The 17,598-nt window shown below is 39.2% G+C and carries 13 protein-coding genes and 3 tRNA genes; 7 read left to right on the top strand and 9 right to left on the bottom strand.

The genetic code is table 11. The features are described from left to right. Positions 1–166: 166 nt before the first annotated feature. The 5 genes from VCM39_RS09670 (at position 167) to VCM39_RS09690 (ending at position 3,354) form a co-directional block, all read left to right on the top strand. Positions 167–2,464: a patatin-like phospholipase family protein gene (locus VCM39_RS09670; RefSeq protein ID WP_322934007.1), complete on the top strand. Its 2,298-nt coding sequence runs from the start codon at positions 167–169 to the stop codon at positions 2,462–2,464. An 80-nt stretch (positions 2,465–2,544) separates the two neighbouring features. Further along, a tRNA-Arg gene (locus VCM39_RS09675) sits at positions 2,545–2,618 on the top strand. Between the two features lie 19 nt (positions 2,619–2,637). Further along, a tRNA-Arg gene (locus VCM39_RS09680) sits at positions 2,638–2,711 on the top strand. 27 nt (positions 2,712–2,738) lie between these two features. Beyond that, positions 2,739–2,812 (top strand) — tRNA-Arg (locus tag VCM39_RS09685). Between the two features lie 92 nt (positions 2,813–2,904). Beyond that, positions 2,905–3,354: a hypothetical protein gene (locus VCM39_RS09690; RefSeq protein WP_322934008.1), complete on the top strand. Its 450-nt coding sequence runs from the start codon at positions 2,905–2,907 to the stop codon at positions 3,352–3,354. Here VCM39_RS09690 and dapA read toward each other — a convergent pair. Together dapA and ligA are read right to left on the bottom strand one after the other, a co-directional pair. Further along, on the bottom strand, positions 3,344–4,237 hold the full coding sequence (dapA, locus tag VCM39_RS09695; RefSeq protein WP_002560176.1) for a 4-hydroxy-tetrahydrodipicolinate synthase: 894 nt from the start codon (positions 4,235–4,237) through the stop codon (positions 3,344–3,346). The two genes, VCM39_RS09690 and dapA, sit on opposite strands and share 11 nt — an antisense overlap. Before the next feature lie 103 nt (positions 4,238–4,340). Further along, entirely contained in the window at positions 4,341–6,341 is a 2,001-nt protein-coding gene (gene ligA / locus VCM39_RS09700; RefSeq protein ID WP_322934009.1) for an NAD-dependent DNA ligase LigA, read from the bottom strand. 75 nt (positions 6,342–6,416) lie between these two features. Here ligA and trmD point away from each other — a divergent pair, with 75 nt between their 5' ends. Next, entirely contained in the window at positions 6,417–7,094 is a 678-nt protein-coding gene (gene trmD, locus VCM39_RS09705; RefSeq protein ID WP_221650998.1) for a tRNA (guanosine(37)-N1)-methyltransferase TrmD, read from the top strand. A 219-nt stretch (positions 7,095–7,313) separates the two neighbouring features. On the opposite strand, the gene VCM39_RS09710 is transcribed toward trmD, so the two are convergent. The 5 genes from VCM39_RS09710 to VCM39_RS09730 all read right to left on the bottom strand — a co-directional run bounded on the left by VCM39_RS09710 (position 7,314) and on the right by VCM39_RS09730 (position 12,715). Beyond that, positions 7,314–8,225 (bottom strand): dihydroorotate dehydrogenase, encoded by a 912-nt coding sequence (locus tag VCM39_RS09710; RefSeq protein WP_221650997.1) that lies wholly within the window; start codon positions 8,223–8,225, stop codon positions 7,314–7,316. After that, positions 8,213–8,989 (bottom strand): dihydroorotate dehydrogenase electron transfer subunit, encoded by a 777-nt coding sequence (locus tag VCM39_RS09715; protein WP_195659937.1) that lies wholly within the window; start codon positions 8,987–8,989, stop codon positions 8,213–8,215. Before VCM39_RS09715 ends, VCM39_RS09710 begins: the two co-directional genes overlap by 13 nt. Before the next feature lie 70 nt (positions 8,990–9,059). After that, positions 9,060–9,524 (bottom strand): helix-turn-helix domain-containing protein, encoded by a 465-nt coding sequence (locus VCM39_RS09720; RefSeq protein ID WP_007485663.1) that lies wholly within the window; start codon positions 9,522–9,524, stop codon positions 9,060–9,062. 1,382 nt (positions 9,525–10,906) lie between these two features. After that, positions 10,907–11,926 carry a DNA polymerase III subunit delta gene (gene holA / locus VCM39_RS09725; RefSeq protein ID WP_322934010.1) on the bottom strand — a complete coding sequence of 340 codons (1,020 nt, stop codon included), beginning with the start codon at positions 11,924–11,926 and terminating at the stop codon, positions 10,907–10,909. 12 nt (positions 11,927–11,938) lie between these two features. Beyond that, positions 11,939–12,715 carry an AMP nucleosidase gene (locus VCM39_RS09730; RefSeq protein ID WP_044166459.1) on the bottom strand — a complete coding sequence of 259 codons (777 nt, stop codon included), beginning with the start codon at positions 12,713–12,715 and terminating at the stop codon, positions 11,939–11,941. A gap of 62 nt (positions 12,716–12,777) precedes the next feature. On the opposite strand from VCM39_RS09730, the gene VCM39_RS09735 reads away from it, so the two are divergent. After that, the gene (locus VCM39_RS09735; protein ID WP_002560185.1) at positions 12,778–13,233 is read left to right on the top strand and encodes a type I restriction enzyme HsdR N-terminal domain-containing protein; all 456 of its coding nucleotides are present in this window, start codon (positions 12,778–12,780) and stop codon (positions 13,231–13,233) included. A 74-nt stretch (positions 13,234–13,307) separates the two neighbouring features. On the opposite strand, the gene VCM39_RS09740 is transcribed toward VCM39_RS09735, so the two are convergent. Both VCM39_RS09740 and VCM39_RS09745 read right to left on the bottom strand, forming a co-directional pair. After that, positions 13,308–16,409, bottom strand: a complete 3,102-nt coding sequence (locus VCM39_RS09740) for a multidrug efflux RND transporter permease subunit (RefSeq protein WP_322934011.1) — start codon at positions 16,407–16,409, stop codon at positions 13,308–13,310. A 53-nt stretch (positions 16,410–16,462) separates the two neighbouring features. Further along, the gene (locus VCM39_RS09745) at positions 16,463–17,584 is read right to left on the bottom strand and encodes an efflux RND transporter periplasmic adaptor subunit (RefSeq protein WP_221650994.1); all 1,122 of its coding nucleotides are present in this window, start codon (positions 17,582–17,584) and stop codon (positions 16,463–16,465) included. Positions 17,585–17,598: the final 14 nt, after the last annotated feature.

The following is a 17,598-nucleotide window of genomic DNA, read 5'->3' on the forward strand; positions in this document are numbered from 1 at the left end:
TTAGCCCCTTTTAAATTCTTAAATAAATTCCCAAAGAGCATTGCTCGCCTAAAGCGAAGCAATGCTCTTTTTTGATTATAAATCCCTTTGAATTGCCCGTTAATTGGAAACTATTGCATATATTTGAGCATTAATTAATGAAAAATCAATTGTTTTATCCGGGATTATGAAAAAAGCTTTAGTGCTTATTACTTTTTTGCTGTTGTTGCCTATATTGGTGCAGGCCCAGAAAGTGGGACTTGTATTGAGTGGCGGTGGAGCTAAAGGGCTGACGCACATCGGTATTATTCGTGCCCTTGAAGAGAATAATATTCCTATTGACTATATTACAGGTACTTCTATGGGGGCCATTGTCGGCTCTTTGTATGCTATGGGGTATTCTCCGGATGATATGGAAGTATTGCTGAAGTCGGAAGAGTTTAAACGTTGGTATTCCGGAGAGGTGGAAGAAGAGTATATGTATTACTTCAAAAAGAACCAGCCGACGCCTGAATTTTTAAATATCAGGCTTTCTTTTCGTGATTCGTTGAATATAAAACCGCAGTTTTTACCTTCCAGTGTTGTCAATCCAATACAGATGAATCTTGTTTTTCTTGATCTGTACGCTCGGGCTACGGCAGCTTGTGGTGGAGATTTTAATAAACTTTTTGTGCCTTTTCGTTGTGTAGCCTCTGACGTGTATAATAAGAAACAACTGATTATGAACAGAGGTGATCTGGGAGATGCTGTGCGTGCTTCTATGAGCTTTCCATTCATGTTTAAGCCGATTGAAATAGACAGTGTTCTGGCTTATGATGGTGGAATTTATAATAATTTTCCTACAGATGTGATGCGTGATGATTTTCATCCTGATGTTATTATTGGTAGTGTTGTAGCCACTAATCCCACAAAGCCGAAGGAAAATGATTTAATGAGTCAGATTGAGAACATGGTAATGCAGAAAACTGATTATTCAGTTCCGGAATCTGAAGGCATTGTGATGACTTTTAAATACGATGATGTCAATCTGATGGATTTTCAACGAATTGATGAACTGCATGACATTGGATATAATCGTACGATGAGTATGATGGATTCTATCAAGAGTCGTATTCATAGGAGGGTAAATCTCGATAATATCCGTCTTAGAAGGCTTGTGTACCGAAGTAATTATCCGGAACTTCGCTTTAAAAATATATTGATTGACGGTGCCAATGCTCAACAGCAGGCTTATATCAAGAAAGAGTTTCATGCTTCGGATGATAAAGAGTTTACGTTTGAAGATGTGAAACGTGGTTATTTCCGTTTGCTTTCAGGTAATATGATATCCGAGATCATCCCTCATGCTGTTTTTAATCCGGAAGATGATACATATGATTTGCATTTGAAAGTCAAGTTGGAGGATAATTTCTCTGTCCGTATCGGGGGTAATGTTTCTACCACAAGTTCCAATCAGATTTATCTGGGGCTTAGCTATCAAAACTTGAATTATAATGCAAAGGAACTGACATTTGACGGACAATTGGGTAAAATTTATAATAATGTACAGTTGATGGGGAGGATTGATTTTGCTACCAATATTCCTACATCATATCGGTTGATAGCTTCTATCAGCACATTTGATTATTTCAAGAAAGAGAAACTTTTTTCGCGGAATGATAAGCCGGCATTCAACCAAAAAGATGAGCGTTTTGTGAAACTGAAAGTAGGGCTTCCTTTCCTTTCCAGTAAAAGAGCCGAGTTTGGAGTGGGGCTTGCGAAGATACAGGATCGTTACTTTCAAAAGAATGTGATTGATTTTGATAAAGATAAATATGATAAAAGCGAATATAGCTTGTTGGGTGGTTCAATCAGTTTTAATGGGAGTACCTTGAATGCCAGACAATTTTCTACACAAGGTAGTCGTGAGGAACTTGTGGCCCAGATATTTACCGGGAAAGAACGATTCTATCCGGGAGAAAGTTCGGATACAAAGAGGACAAGTGAGGAGCGACATTCCTGGCTGCAACTGTCATATATGAAGGAGAAATACCATAGAATGGCAGAGCATTGGACGCTTGGGTGGTATCTAAAAGCATTATACTCTTCAAGAAATTTCTCCGAGAACTATACGGCTACTATGATGCAGGCCGGAGAGTTTGCGCCTACAGCACATGGGCAATTGATGTATAATGAAGCTTTTCGTGCCAATCAATTTGTGGGAGCTGGTGTACGTCCTGTGTATCGCTTGAATCAAATGTTTCATGTGCGAGGTGAATTCTATGGTTTTATGCCGATTTTTCCAATAGAGAGAAATTCGATAAACAAGGCATATTATGGAAAAGCCTTTTCTCGTTTTGAATATTTAGGAGAAATATCAATTGTATGTCAATTTTCATTTGGTGCTATCTCTGCTTATGTAAATCATTATAGCTCACCGAAAAAAGAGTGGAATGTCGGATTAACGCTGGGTTGGCAGCTCTTCAATTATCGTTTCTTTGAATAATATTTCAGGAAAAAATAGTAGTAAACGCTTGCTACTTTCAAAAAAGTCCGTATCTTTGCACCCGTTAAACAAAAACAAAGGGTCGCGTAGCTCAACTGAATAGAGTAGCTGACTACGGATCAGCCGGTTACAGGTTTGAATCCTGTCGCGATCACTTTTAAGTTTAATAGAATGGCCGCGTAGCTCAACTGAATAGAGTAGCTGACTACGGATCAGCCGGTTACAGGTTTGAATCCTGTCGCGGTCACAAATATATTCATAATTCGAAACAAAGGGTCGCGTAGCTCAACTGAATAGAGTAGCTGACTACGGATCAGCCGGTTACAGGTTTGAATCCTGTCGCGATCACAAGAATATCTTCTCAAGAAATTGGGGAGATTTTTTTGTATATAACCCCAAACTTTACTATATTGCGAAACTGAAACACAAAATTAATAATTATGGGAGATATTGTTTTTAAAACTTCCAACGCAGTAAAAGTAAGAGTCTTGGTTTTATATGCTATTATATTATTTGCTTCGATTCTTCTGTGGATTTTTTCAGAGAAAGCCAACTATGTATTTCTGATAGGTTGGGTACCTGTTATGGTTATTGTTTACCTTGGTTGTTGTGAGAAATATATTTTCACAGACGATGCTTTGATAATAAAGAAGGGAGAGTTTTATCAGTATACATGGCAAACGAATATAGTTCCCTGGGATTCAATTACTAATATTTCTTCTGTCCATAAAGGTTTTCGTATAGATTATGAAAAGCCTGATGGGAAGAAGGGATTTTATATAATAATAAACATAATTCCGCAAACCTTACGAATTTATATTTTTATTCGTATGATTTGCGGAATTTATATTTGGGGAATCAAATCAGGACGGGTTTGTCTTAGCATTTGATGTTTAGTTCATTCAATACCTTACGGATTGCTTCAAATGTGGTTATTCTTGTTGGAACAAGTGGTAAGCGCAATTTATTTTCAATCATTCCCATTGCATTCAGCATTGATTTCACTCCTGCTGGATTTCCATCTACAAACAAAAGATCAAATAATTCAGTGAATTTATGGTGAATGGTGAGGGCATTTGCAAAATCTCCCTGTAAAGCCAGACGGGTCATGCGACTAAATTCGCGTGGAAATGCGTTTCCTATGACTGATATAACGCCAACGGCTCCTAAAGTGATCAGTGGGAAGGTAATACCATCATCTCCCGAAATAACGTCAAAATTGGCCGGTTTATTTTTGATAATATCATCCATTTGGGTGATGTTACCAGATGCTTCTTTGATAGCTATTACATTTTTAAAATCACGGGCAATACGCAATGTTGTTGCAGCAGTCATGTTGACTCCTGTGCGCCCCGGGACGTTATATAATACAATAGGTAATTCCGTTGCTTCGGCAATTGCTTTATAATGCTGATAAATACCTTCTTGTGATGGTTTATTGTAATAAGGAACTACAGATAAGATGGCATCTACGCCGGTGAAATCGTCGTTTTTCAACGTTTCGACTATAGCGCGGGTATTATTTCCGCCTACTCCAAGCAGAATAGGGATTCTTCCATTGACGCGGTCGATAACCATTTTTTTGATTTTCTTTTTCTCCTCTTCGGTTAGTGTCGGAGTTTCGGCTGTGGTACCCAGCACACATAGAAAATCTGCATTATTCTGCAATAGATAATCTACCATTCGCATTAATGCATCGTAATCAACGCTCTCATCTTCTTTGAAAGGAGTAATCAGTGCTACCCCCATTCCTTTCAATTTCGTTTGTATCATGAGTATTAATAATAATCTCTAAATAATTTGGACACAAAAGTACTAATATTTTCTATTTTACCGGCAAAAATAATATATAAAATAAGATTCTGACAGAAAAATGTTACGATATGAGCTCTAAAAATTCCTCTTCGTTCATTATCCTGATGCCCAGTTTACTTGCTTTTTCAAGTTTGGCAGGTCCCATATTTTCACCTGCCAGAATAAAGCTGGTCTTAGCTGAAATACTTCCTACATTCTTACCGCCATGTTTTTCTATAAGATCTTTGTATTCATCTCGCGAATAGTGGGTGAAAACACCACTGATAACAATAGACTGACCTGCCAGTTTGTCGGTGTGTCCGCTCAGATCTTCTGCTGTACGATAGAGCTGAAGACCAACTTCCTTCAGGCGATTCACAAGTTCGCGGTTTGATTCGTTTGCGAAATAGTTTAAAATGCTTTGCGCAATTTTTTCACCGATTTCATCAATGCTTACCAGGGTTTCGAGATCCGCATCTTCCAATTCTTCTATATTTTTGAAGGCTTTGGCTATTTTCTTTGCTACAGTTTCACCTACAAAACGAATACCTAATGCGAAGATGACACGTTCAAAAGGAATTTCTTTGCTTTGGGCAATTCCATTGATAATATTTTCGGCAGACTTTTCCCCCATCCGGTCCAATCCTTTGATGTCTTCTGCAGTCAGTTTGTACAAATCAGCTGTATTCTGAATTAGTCCCAGGCGATAAAACATGTCTACTGTCTCAGGACCAAGTCCGTCGATGTTCATAGCCCGCCGACTGATAAAGTGTTCAATCTTGCCTTTGATCTGTGGTGGACAAGCCGTTTCGTTGGGGCAATAATGAGCTGCTTCGCCTTCATAACGTATTAATTTACTTCCGCATTCGGGACAATTTGTGATAAAGTTCACTTTTTCACCTATCATGAATGAACGTGCAGAAGTATCTACCCCTGTAATTTTAGGAATAATTTCTCCACCCTTCTCCACGTATACCATATCGCCAATGTGGAGATCAAGTCCTTCAATGATATCCGCATTATGCAAAGAAGCGCGTTTTACAATGGTGCCGGACAGCTGTACGGGGTCCAAATTGGCTACCGGAGTGACGGTCCCCGTTCTTCCTACCTGATATGTTACCATGTTTAACCGGGTAAGTGCACGTTCTGCCTGAAATTTGTATGCAATAGCCCAGCGAGGAGATTTGGCCGTAAATCCTAAGTTTTTTTGTTGTTTCAAGCTGTTTACTTTCAGCACAATACCATCTGTGGCAACTGTCAGATTTTTCCGTTCTGTATCCCAATGTTTGATATAATCAAAAATTTCCTCTAAGGTGTGACACTTTTGCATGGCATTCGAAATTTTGAAGCCCCATTTGGCTGCTTCTTGCAGATTTTCATAATGTCCGTCACAAGGCAGATTTTCTCCAAGCAGATAGTATAAATAGGCGTCTAGTTTGCGGGAAGCTACGACTGAGGAGTTTTGCGATTTTAGTGTTCCCGAAGCTGCATTTCTCGGATTAGCGAATAGAGGTTCTTCACGTGCTTCTCTTTCACGGTTTAACTCTTCGAATACATCCCATGGCATAAGAATTTCTCCACGTATCTCAAAAGACTGGGGATAATTGTCGCCATGGAGTACAAGCGGAATGCTACGGATTGTTTTTACATTATCCGTTACATCATCTCCTTTTTCTCCGTCACCGCGAGTTACAGCTCGTATCAGCTTCCCGTTTTCGTATGTTAATGAAATTGAAGTTCCATCATATTTCATTTCACAACATATCTCAAAATCATCATTCAGGGCTTTTTTTACTCGTTCGTAGAAGTCTGCTACTTCAGTTTCCGAGTATGTGTTTCCCAAAGATAACATTGGGTATTTATGTGCTACTTGCGTAAAATTCTTATTGAGGTCACTTCCTACACGCATTGTCGGAGAGTTATCATCCTTGTACTCAGGGTGTGCCTGTTCCAGGTCTTGTAACTCACGCATCTTGTCGTCGAATTCCTTATCTGATATTTCAGGGGTATTCAATACGTAATAGTTATAATTGTGCCGGTGAAGTTCGGCACGCAGTTCTTCTATTTTTTCCTTTACAGTCATATTTCTTGGATTGTTTGAGACAAAAATACGGGTTTATCTTTGAATATTTGTAATTTTGCAAAAAATTAAAAGACTATGCGTATTGATATAATAACCGTTCTTCCCGAGATGATTGAAGGTTTCTTCAATTGTTCAATAATGAAACGTGCTCAGAATAAGGGGCTTGCTGAAATTCATATTCATAATCTTCGTGATTACACCGAGGATAAGTACCGACGTGTGGATGATTATCCTTTTGGTGGTTTTGCCGGGATGGTGATGAAGATTGAGCCGATTGAACGTTGCATAAATGCTTTGAAGGCGGAACGGGATTATGATGAAGTGATATTTACTACTCCTGATGGGGAACAATTTGATCAAAAGATGGCAAACGCTCTTTCGCTTGCCGGAAATCTTATTATTCTTTGTGGGCATTTCAAAGGGATTGATTATCGAATTCGTGAGCATTTCATAACGAAAGAAATTAGTATTGGAGATTACGTGTTGACTGGTGGAGAGTTGGCAGCTGCGGTGATGGCGGATGCTATTGTGCGAATTATTCCCGGCGTAATTTCTGATGAACAGTCTGCACTTTCTGATTCATTCCAGGATAATTTATTGGCCGCTCCGGTATATACTCGTCCTGCAGAATATAATGGTTGGAAGGTGCCTGATATTCTTTTGTCCGGACATGAAGCGAAAATCAAGGAGTGGGAGTTGCAACAGTCTGTGGAACGTACTCGACGTTTGCGTCCTGATCTATTGGATGAGTAGTAATTAACTTGTTAAAAAAAAGCAAAGGCATCGTATGACAGATACGATGCCTTCGCTTTTTTGTTTTATGATTTTCTTGTCGGTATTCAGTTGTTTTAGAATGTATAGAGATATTACATGTTTTCTCTCTTACTTAGTTATGTAGATTCCTCTTTTTCTGAATATCATTATGACTTTTTTCTATATTAAATGATGCGAAGGGTTATTGTATGATTTGAATTATATCTCAAGCGCACCAATAATGTCAGTAACAGACTTGTATCCGTGTCTATCTAAGTAATTATTTATACCATCGGATACTTTCACTGTAACAGTGGGATCTATAAAGTTTGCCGTACCTATTTGTATGGCCGATGCACCTGCAAGCATGAATTCGACTGCATCTTTCCAATCCATAATACCACCTAATCCGATGACAGGAATATTTACCGATTTAGCTACTTGCCATACCATACGTAATGCTATCGGTTTTACAGCTGCACCGGACATACCTCCTGTTACTGTGGATAATATCGGTCGCCTACGTTCCGCATCAACAGCCATACCAAGCAATGTATTAATTAATGATACACTGTCTGCACCGCTTTCTTCTGCTGCACGGGCAATTTCTGTTATGTCGGTAACGTTTGGGGAAAGCTTAACGATAAGTGTCTTTTTGTAAGCTGAACGCACGGCTTTCACAACTTCTGCTGCTCCTTTGGCGGTGACACCAAAAGCCATACCTCCTTGCTTTACATTAGGGCATGAAATATTTAATTCTATGGCAGGAATTTTGTCAAGTTCATTAATGATTTCTGCTGTTTTTACATAGTCTTCAATTGCTGAACCCGAAACATTCACAATCATATTGGTTTGGATGTCTTTAATACGTGGATAGATGTGTTCAACAAAGTAATGTACACCCTTATTTTGCAGTCCCACAGCGTTTAACATGCCTGATGGTGTCTCTGCCATACGCGGATATGGATTCCCTTCACGTTTGTGAAGAGTGGTTCCTTTTACAATAATACCACCTATTCGCGTAATATCCATAAAATCGGCAAACTCTTCACCGTATCCGAATGTACCGGAAGCAGTCATTACCGGATTTTTCATTTGTAATTCACCAATGTTTACACTTAAATCTGCCATAGTAGTTTATTTATATTAAATACAGGACCTTCTTTACAAACACATAAGTGGCCTTCATCAGTATTTTCTACACAACAAAGGCAAGCACCTACACCACATGCCATCATGTTTTCTAATGAGACTTCACAATTGATATTATTACTTTTGGCATATTTTGCTACTGCCATCATCATAGGCTTTGGACCGCAAGTATAAATTTGCTCAAACTTTACCTTATTTAATATAGAGTGTTGAGTGACATATCCTTTTTCGCCATAGCTTCCATCTTCAGTAGTTGTGTATACTTCGCCGTAAGATGCAAAATCATCTAACTGCAAAAGATCTTTGTCCGTACGAGCACCTAAAAGGAAAGTAGGTTTACTACCGTTTTTAGCCAATTGTTCACCCAGATAAAGCATTGGGGCTGTTCCTACACCTCCGCCTACTAATAAGAGCTTATCAGAAGGTATTTGCGGCATTGTAAAGCCGTTACCTAACGGAAGTACAATATTAATGATATCTCCCTTCGTAGCTTCTGCCAGGCGACGTGTTCCGTCACCTACAAGCTGTATCAGGAACCATACTTCGTTTCGTGATCTGTCTACATAATTAATAGAAATGGGGCGGCGAAGAAAAGTACTTGGCGAACCATCTACCCGTATTTCAGCAAATTGTCCCGGTAGCATTTCGGGAAGTGGTGACTGAGATGTTAACTTTAACAGCACATAGTTTATGTGTAGTTTGAGGTTCTCAGTTACTGTCAGGTCTAAAATAAATTTTTTCATGTATTGAAACTAAATTCGTATTTCAGAGTACAAAGATACAGGAATTTGTGCAAAACACCGTTTTTACCTCTTATTTTTCCGGTCGGAATGTTTCATAAGTATTGTCATCAAAGAAAATTCTTATTTCAGTGATTTTGCGTGGAGGTCTTTCTTTGTATATAATCTCCTGTCTTACAACTTCTTTAGGGGTGTATTGAGTACTTTCTAATGCGATTTCCTTGCGATTTTCTGGAGCACTCGTTCCATTGGCCGGATTTTTTGGATTCTCAGAAGCAAATAGAGGGTAGTTTTGCTCTTCTTTGATTATATTTTCTTCTCCTTCCATCATATTACCTTTTCCGGTAAGCAGCCAATCTAAACTAATGTGATTGTACTTTTCATGTAGACGCATGATGAAGTCAGTACTCGGATATTTATTTCGATCGCCCAGTGTATGAGAAATGGTAGCCTGGGCTACACCGATACTTTCGGCAAATGCCGCAGCGGTCATTTGCTCATGATCCATAATCATTTTAATTCTATCCTTGATATCCATGACGTTTTTTATATTTACAACTGTGTATTTATTGACTCTATTTACAAATGTATACTCCATTTTTGTGGTTTACAAAAGTAAATAAATAAAATAACATAAGCAAATTACAAATGAAATTAATGAATTATTACGAAAATGAATATTGTGTTTACTTTTGTGATTTATGTTTGTAAATGTGTATATTATAAGCATATTGAATATTAAAGTGATACTTTATTTATACTGTATATAGTATTGATTATTAGAGATATATAATTGTATGTTGTATGCTATTTCTTTTCTATTTACGAATGTTCAACCCTATTCTGACTATCATTTAGAGTAGTAATTAAGAAAAGTATATTATTTAGTTGGAATACTGTATTTTATAATGAATTGAATGAAATGTTAACTACTCTCTTATTACAAACGTTATTTCTTGTTTATTTGTGTAATATTACAATATCACAATAGTGATTTATGTTTGTTATTTACATATGGTATTGTATTACAAGTGTTATTATTAAGAATGTAAACCAAACATTTTACAGAAGTAAACAAATAGTATGAAAAATGTGATATATTCTCTTTCTAACTTCTCTTTTTTATAATAATATTTTCTTACGTAATTTTTATACTACCTCCTAATGGCAAATCTTTGCAATATTTCCGTATAAATGCCTGATTAAATTGTTTTTTTCAATTCTACAAGGACTATTTTTGATATAATATACTGTATAATAATGTTTTATGCCTTATTTCTCTCCTTCTAATATATTCTTAAATAGAAAATAGAGCATAAAATAATAGAAACAGGGATATTTATGATCAAAAAGTCAATACGCAAGATTTAGATTCTTCAAGATAGATAAAATACCGGAAATATGGGAAAATGGAGGTAAGATAAAGTCTTTTTTCTGTATTTGCTCAGTATATTAAATCATCAAATATATAGATATTAGCCTGTTATATAGGTTTCTTTGGTCTGGTTTGTGATTTAGGCACATGCTTTTCCTGTTAATCGGATAATTAACATGTATGGGGTTCACAGTCTACATCATGAAATAGGATTAAAAAGGTAGAGAGTAAAGCTAAAGAAGTAAAGATAATTAGTTGAATAAACAAAGAACTTACTATTAATATAAAGCGTTTTGTAGGCTAATAAATGGTAGAAGTATAAGTAAAGAAAGAGTGGAAAAATACGGTGAAAATGATGATAAATGCAGGTTCCCGGACTTAAAATAATGAGAGATAATGTATAGAAACATTATCTCTCATTATACTGTATATCTATTTTTTATCCTTTTGATATCTCAAAAATAAGATATGAAAGGTATTTTATATTTTTAAATTTCAAGAAGCGGTTGAATCTATCTAAATAGAGTTTTTCTTCTGTTATATTTTCAATGAAGAATTTTAAACACCAATTCACGAAGAATATCGCCATCGCTCATAGATGCATTGCTTATTCCTTTGGATTTTGCATCTGCATATCGTATTTCTCCAATGATTTGCATGGTCTTTACACCGTTGTAACGACGCATGGCAGTTAGATAATCGCGGGCGGCCCAAGGCGATTTCAGACCTAACCAAGAGGCGATCCCCTGTTCTGTTTTTTCGGGAGAATAGTAGGATAACATTAGATTTGAATAAAAATTGAATAGCAATGAAAGAGTCATTTGTATCGGATTAGTTTTCGGATTTTCCTCAAAGTATTTTATTATTTTATTTGCTTTAAGAATATCCTTCTCTACTAATGCACTACGTAATTCAAAGTTATTATAATCTTTGCTGATACCTATATTCTTCTCTATTTGTTCAGGCGTCACTCTCTTCTGGCCTGCGGGTAAGGTGATGATTAACTTCTCCAGTTCTCCTGTGAGGCGGCTTAGATCTGTACCTACAAAATCCGCAAGCATAGCCGACGCTTTAGGCTCCATGTCGATGCCTTTACGTTTCATGTATGAGTTTATAAATGCAGGAAGTTGTGAGTCTTTGATCTTTTTGGATTCAAATAGAATGCCGACCTTTTCTACTTCTGCCGTCAGTTTCTTTCGTTTATCCAATGTGCCATGTTTGTGGCATATTACAAGGATGGTAGAGTTCAATGGTTTCTGAAGATAAAAAGAAAGCTCTTCCATATTACGGATTGCTTGTGCTTCCTTTACAATTACTACCTGATATTCGGACATCATAGGATATCGTTTAGCAGCATTAATAACTGTTGCTATATCTACATCAGCACCATATACTACAGTCAGATTGAATTCCTTCTCGGTTTCGCTCAATACATTGTCTGTTATATAATCGGCTATGAGATCGATATAATATGATTCTTCTCCCATCAAGTAATAGATCGGGCGGTATTGCTTAGCCCTCAATTCCTTGAGGATGTCATCGCAACTAAGTTCTTGTTTTGCCATATATCAAAAGCCTTACCAGTCGAATTTCAAGTGTTTTACGGTCTTTTTCTCATCAATAATCATGCGTAATGAGGCAATACCTATCTTCACATGTTCCTCGACATAGTTTTGGGTAACAATGTTGTCACTTTTATCGGTTTTTACACCTTCCGGAATCATGGGTTGGTCAGAAACCAATAGTAAAGCTCCTGTTGGGATATGATTGGCAAAACCACAACTGAAAAGAGTGGCAGTTTCCATATCTACTGCCATAGCACGGGTTTTAGTCAGGTATTTCTTGAATTCTTCATCATGTTCCCAAATACGGCGGTTGGTGGTATAGACAGTACCGGTCCAGTAATCACGGGCATAGTCGCGGATAGAGGAAGATACGGCGCGTTGCAGCATAAATGCCGGCAACGCAGGTACTTCGGGTGGAAAATAGTCATTGGAGGTTCCTTCACCACGGATGGCAGCGATAGGGAGAATAAGATCACCTATTTTATTTTTTTTATCGATCCCTCCACACTTACCTAAAAAAAGGCAGGCTTTAGGCTGAATAGCACTTAAAAGATCCATGATGATGGCGGCATTAGGACTTCCCATACCGAAGTTAATGATAGTGATGCCCTCTGCACTTGCAGATATCATGTTGGCATCACGTCCCAGAATGGGAACATTGAATTTCTCTGCAAATATTTCTACGTACTTGTTGAAGTTGGTCAACAGAATATACTCTCCAAAATCTTCCAGGTTACGTTTTGTGTAACGGGGTAGCCAATTAGCTACGATTTCTTCCTTTGTTTTCATAAGATTCATTAAATTTGTGCTCTCTTTACAGAGAGCCATTATTTAACTTACAAAAATACGAAATGTTATCGTTAAACTTGCCAGTATTTGATACTAAAATTGCGTCACGAAATGGAAAAAATGTTATTTTTGACGTAATTCGTAAACGATATGTTGCCCTTACACCCGAAGAATGGGTACGGCAGCACTTCGTTCACTTTCTTATTGCACATAAAGGATATCCGATGGCATTGATGGCTAATGAGGTGCTTCTTAACCTGAATGGAACGAAGAAAAGGTGCGATACTGTACTATATCGGAGGGATCTTACAGCGCGAATGATTGTAGAGTATAAAGCACCGCACATAGAAATTACGCAAGCTGTGTTTGACCAGATTACACGTTATAACATGGTGTTAAAAGTCGATTATCTGATAGTGAGTAATGGAATGCAGCATTATTGTTGCAAGATGGATTATGAGAAGCAATGTTATGTGTTTCTTAAGGATATTCCGGATTATAATAATATGCCAATGTAATAATGTGCCAATTAGCTGCGTGGGGTTAATATAGCGCAGCAATTGGCACATTGGCATATTATTACATTGGCACATTATTTAAATCGTTCCTGCAATTTTTGCATCAGTTCATAGAAGTTTGGTATATAGACGGTAGCAAGTAAAGTATTCATTGCCATACCAAATACTACTGCAGCTCCCAAGGCGATGCGACTTTCAGCTCCTGCACCGGAAGCAAACAGCAATGGCATAACCCCTAATACAAATGCAAATGACGTCATGAGAATTGGTCTTAGACGGACGTGACCAGCTTCATAGGCAGCATCTCTGATGGAGTTTCCTTCTGCCCGGAAGTCGCGGGCGAATTCTACAATTAGAATACCATTTTTGGCTGAGAGTGCAATAAGCAGGATAATACCAATCTGGGTATAGATACTTACCGGTGTACCCATGACAAAGCAGCCAATCATCGCTCCAAGGAGTGCTACAGGCAATCCCATAATAGCTGCTACGGGGCTTGTCCAGCTTTCATATTGTGCGGCAAGTACGAGGAAGGCCACTAGCAACGCCATGAGAAAAACAATTGTAGTAGTATTTCCTGCCTGCGTTTCCTGATAGGCAACAGAGGTCCATTCGTAACCATATTCCCCTCCTAACTGTTCGCTGATAAGTGCCTCCATCTGTTGAATGCCTTCGCCGGAAGAAAAGCCGGGAGCTACATTACAAGTTATAGCCGCCGTTTGATACATATTGTAGCGGTTTATCTGATCTTGTCCCAATTGCTCTTCTACTTTGGTGAAGGAAGAAAAAGGCACCATCTCCCCTTTCCCATTTGGTACACTTAGCTGTAACACATTGTCAATCACCTTCTGAGCTTGATCATTAGCTTCTATTTTCACTTGATAGATGTGCCCGAATTGTACATAGTCGTTCACGTAAGCAGCACCCATATAATAACCCAATGTAGCGAATACCTGATTAAGCTGAACACCCATAAATTGTACTTTATCGCGGTCGATATTCAGAAAATATTGCGGAACATTGGCTTGGTATTGGCTACTGACGGAAGCCAGGGCCGGTTTGCTACGGTAGTTTGCCATTAAAGTTGCAATGGCCTGTTGCATTTCTGTCGGTCCTAGATTACGGGTGTCTTCCAATTGTAGCTGCAATCCCCCGGTAGCTCCAAGACCAGGAATAGCAGGTGGAACCATGGCAAATATCTGTCCTTCCTGTATACTGTATGCCATTTCATTGAAACGTTCTACTACGGCAGCAGCGGTATGTTCTTTACCTTTCCGTTCGCTCCACGGTTTTAGAACGACGAAATACGTACCGCCATTACTTTGCTCTCCTCCCATTATAGAGAAACCGGAAATACCAATATAATCTTTCACTTCGGGATATGTATTGAGTATGTCATTTATCTGTTTTCCAACAGATTGTGTACGTTCCAGGCTAGCTGCAGGAGGGAGTTGTACTACAGCGATAAAATATCCGTCATCTTCGTCAGGAACAAATGTAGACGGCCATTTCACAAATAACAGTATGGCGATAGCGGTGAAAATACCATAAGAGATCAATGCTGTTCCGGGACGTTCGAGCAGCCATTTAACAATGCGGTCATAGGCTCCCTGGGTTTTGTCATACGCTTTATTGAATCCTTTATAGATAAAGAAGGTAGAAGGCTTGCTCTTCTCCAAAAAGAGAGCACAAAGTGCCGGAGTCAATGTCAGGGAGTTAAAACCACTTAATACAGTAGATGCAGCAATGGTAAGAGCGAACTGTTTGTATAATTGTCCGGAGATACCACTGATGAGTGTTGTCGGTATAAATACAGCCAGCAATACAAGTACTACACCGACAATGGGACCAGTAATCTCTCCCATTGCTTTTGTGACGGCTTCACGTGGAGAGTATTGTCCTGTTTCAAGAAGTCGCGAAGAATTCTCTACCACCACTATGGCATCATCTACTACAATGGCAACAGCCAATATTAATCCAAACAGCGTTAGCGTATTGATAGAGAATCCAAGTGCAGCCATCACTGCCAGCGTACCAATAAGAGATACCGGGATGGTAATACATGGAATGATAACCGCTCTCCAGTTCTGAAGGAAAAGGAAAATAACAAGTACTACCAATAGAGTGGTTTCGAGGAAGGTAACGAGTACTTCGTCGATAGATTCATTGATTACGTCTGTTGTATCCAATGTCACGTTATACTCTACCCCTGAAGGAAAGGTCTGAGCCAGTTCTTGCATTTTGGCTTTCACTCCCTTGGATACGTCGAGGGAGTTAGATCCGGGTTGTTGATAAATAGCAATGGCAGCTGTCGGTTTTCCGCGTAACTGAGAAACAACATTATAGGAAGCGGATCCCAGATCGATACGTGCCACATCTTTCAGGCGGAGCATCTTACCCCCTACATCACTGCGAAGAACAATATTACCGAACTCGTCCGGTGATGAGAGGCGCCCTTTCACCGTCAAACTGTATTGGAAAGCATTGGCATTATCTTTTCCAATAGGTTGACCGACCGTCCCGGCACTTACTTCCATATTCTGTGACTGAATAGCCTGATAGATCTCTGCCGGAGAGATACTACGGATGCGCATAGCCTCCGGATCGAGCCAGACGCGCATGGAGTAGTCCCCTGCTCCCATTACATTGACAGCCCCTACGCCCGGAACACGTGTGAGTTGATCTACGAGGTTCAGCTTGGCGTAATTGGTCAGATAAAGTCCATCATATACCGAGTCTTTGGCACTCATGGTGAGGAACATGACGATGTTTGATGATTGCTTTTGTACGGTTACACCTTGTACAACAACAGGTTCCGGTAGTGATGATTGTGCTACACTTACCCTGTTTTGCACTTGTACGGTAGCCATATCCACATCCGTACCCACAGCAAAAGTGATAGTTAACGAATAGGCTCCTGATGAAGAGGAAGTAGACGACATATAGAGCATGCCATCTACCCCGTTCACTTGCTGTTCGATAGGGATACCTACAGTTTGCGCTACTGTTTCGGCATTAGCTCCGGGATATACGGCGGAAACTTGTACCGTAGGCGGTGTAATGTCCGGGAATTGCGCCACGGGCAATATATTGAGTGTCACCAATCCTGCCACCACAATGATAAGCGCCAGAACGGTGGCGAATATGGGGCGGTTGATGAAGAATTTTGAAAACATGATGTTAATGATTAATGGTTAATGATGAATGATTAATGATAAACTGTCAACTGTCAATTGCCAACTGCCTTTACTTTCATTCCATCCCTTACTTTCATCAGGGCTTTGGTGACATAACGTTCCTGTGGAGAGAGTCCAGTTGTAACCTGGCGCAGGCTGTCTCCTATTAGTTGCCCTACACTGATATGACGATAACGTACTATATTTGAATCATTTACAATGTACACATATTTACCAAGCTGATCTGTACCGATAGAAGCTGAATTGATTAGAACAGCTTCTTTCTGTTCTCCGTATGGCAGTGTAATACTGACATATAATCCGCTTTTCAGCAGGCCTTTCGGATTGTCCAGATTGGCTCGGACTGTGAGTGTTCCAGTACTTAAATCCACGTTTGGAGACAGATAATCAAGAGTGGCAGGATAAGTCTGTTTACCATCTTCCCCTAATTTTACAATAACCTCGCGAGGAAGTTCCGGTATTTCTTTACCGTCTTTAGAAGGGGCACTCATCAGCATTGAAAGCCATTGGTTATCGGCTACGTTAAAGTAGGTGTACATACGATTGTCCTTGTAGAGAGTAGCCAATGTGGTAGGTTGTACGGCACCACTGATATAGCTACTTACATCTACTGTACTTCGACTGACGGTTCCATCAAATGGTGCATGAATATAGCAGTATCCCAGATTGGTGCGTGCTGTATTCAGTGCAGCTTCGGCATTACTGACAGCAGCTGTTTCTTCGGCTACGGAAGATTCTGCCTGTAATACTTGTATCCGGCTTACTGCATCGCTTTTCAGTGCTTCACGCATACGGGAATAATTATTGCGGGCGTATGTCAGCTGTGCTTGAGCTGTTTTAAGGGCAGCTTCGGCTTTCGTCACATTGTCTTTATAAATAGTGGGTTCTATGACGAATAGTAATTGTCCCTTTTTGACCCGGCTTCCTGGTGTATAGGAAGCTGATTGTAAAGTGCCGTTGACCCGTGCTACGAGGTTTACCGTCTGTTCGGTGGTTAAATAGCCCGGGTAATCTTTGGTAAGCGTAATATCTTTCACAAGCGGATGGGCTACGCTGACTTCGGGTACAGGCATAGCATCTCCGGTGGCTTTTTTCTTCCCCTGACATCCTATTAATAATGGTAGGGCGAGAAGGATATACAGTAATCTTTTCATTGTTATATAGGTTT

The sequence above is a fragment of the Bacteroides mucinivorans genome, from assembly GCF_034654355.2.
GTDB classification, from domain to species: Bacteria; Bacteroidota; Bacteroidia; order Bacteroidales; family Bacteroidaceae; genus Bacteroides; species Bacteroides nordii.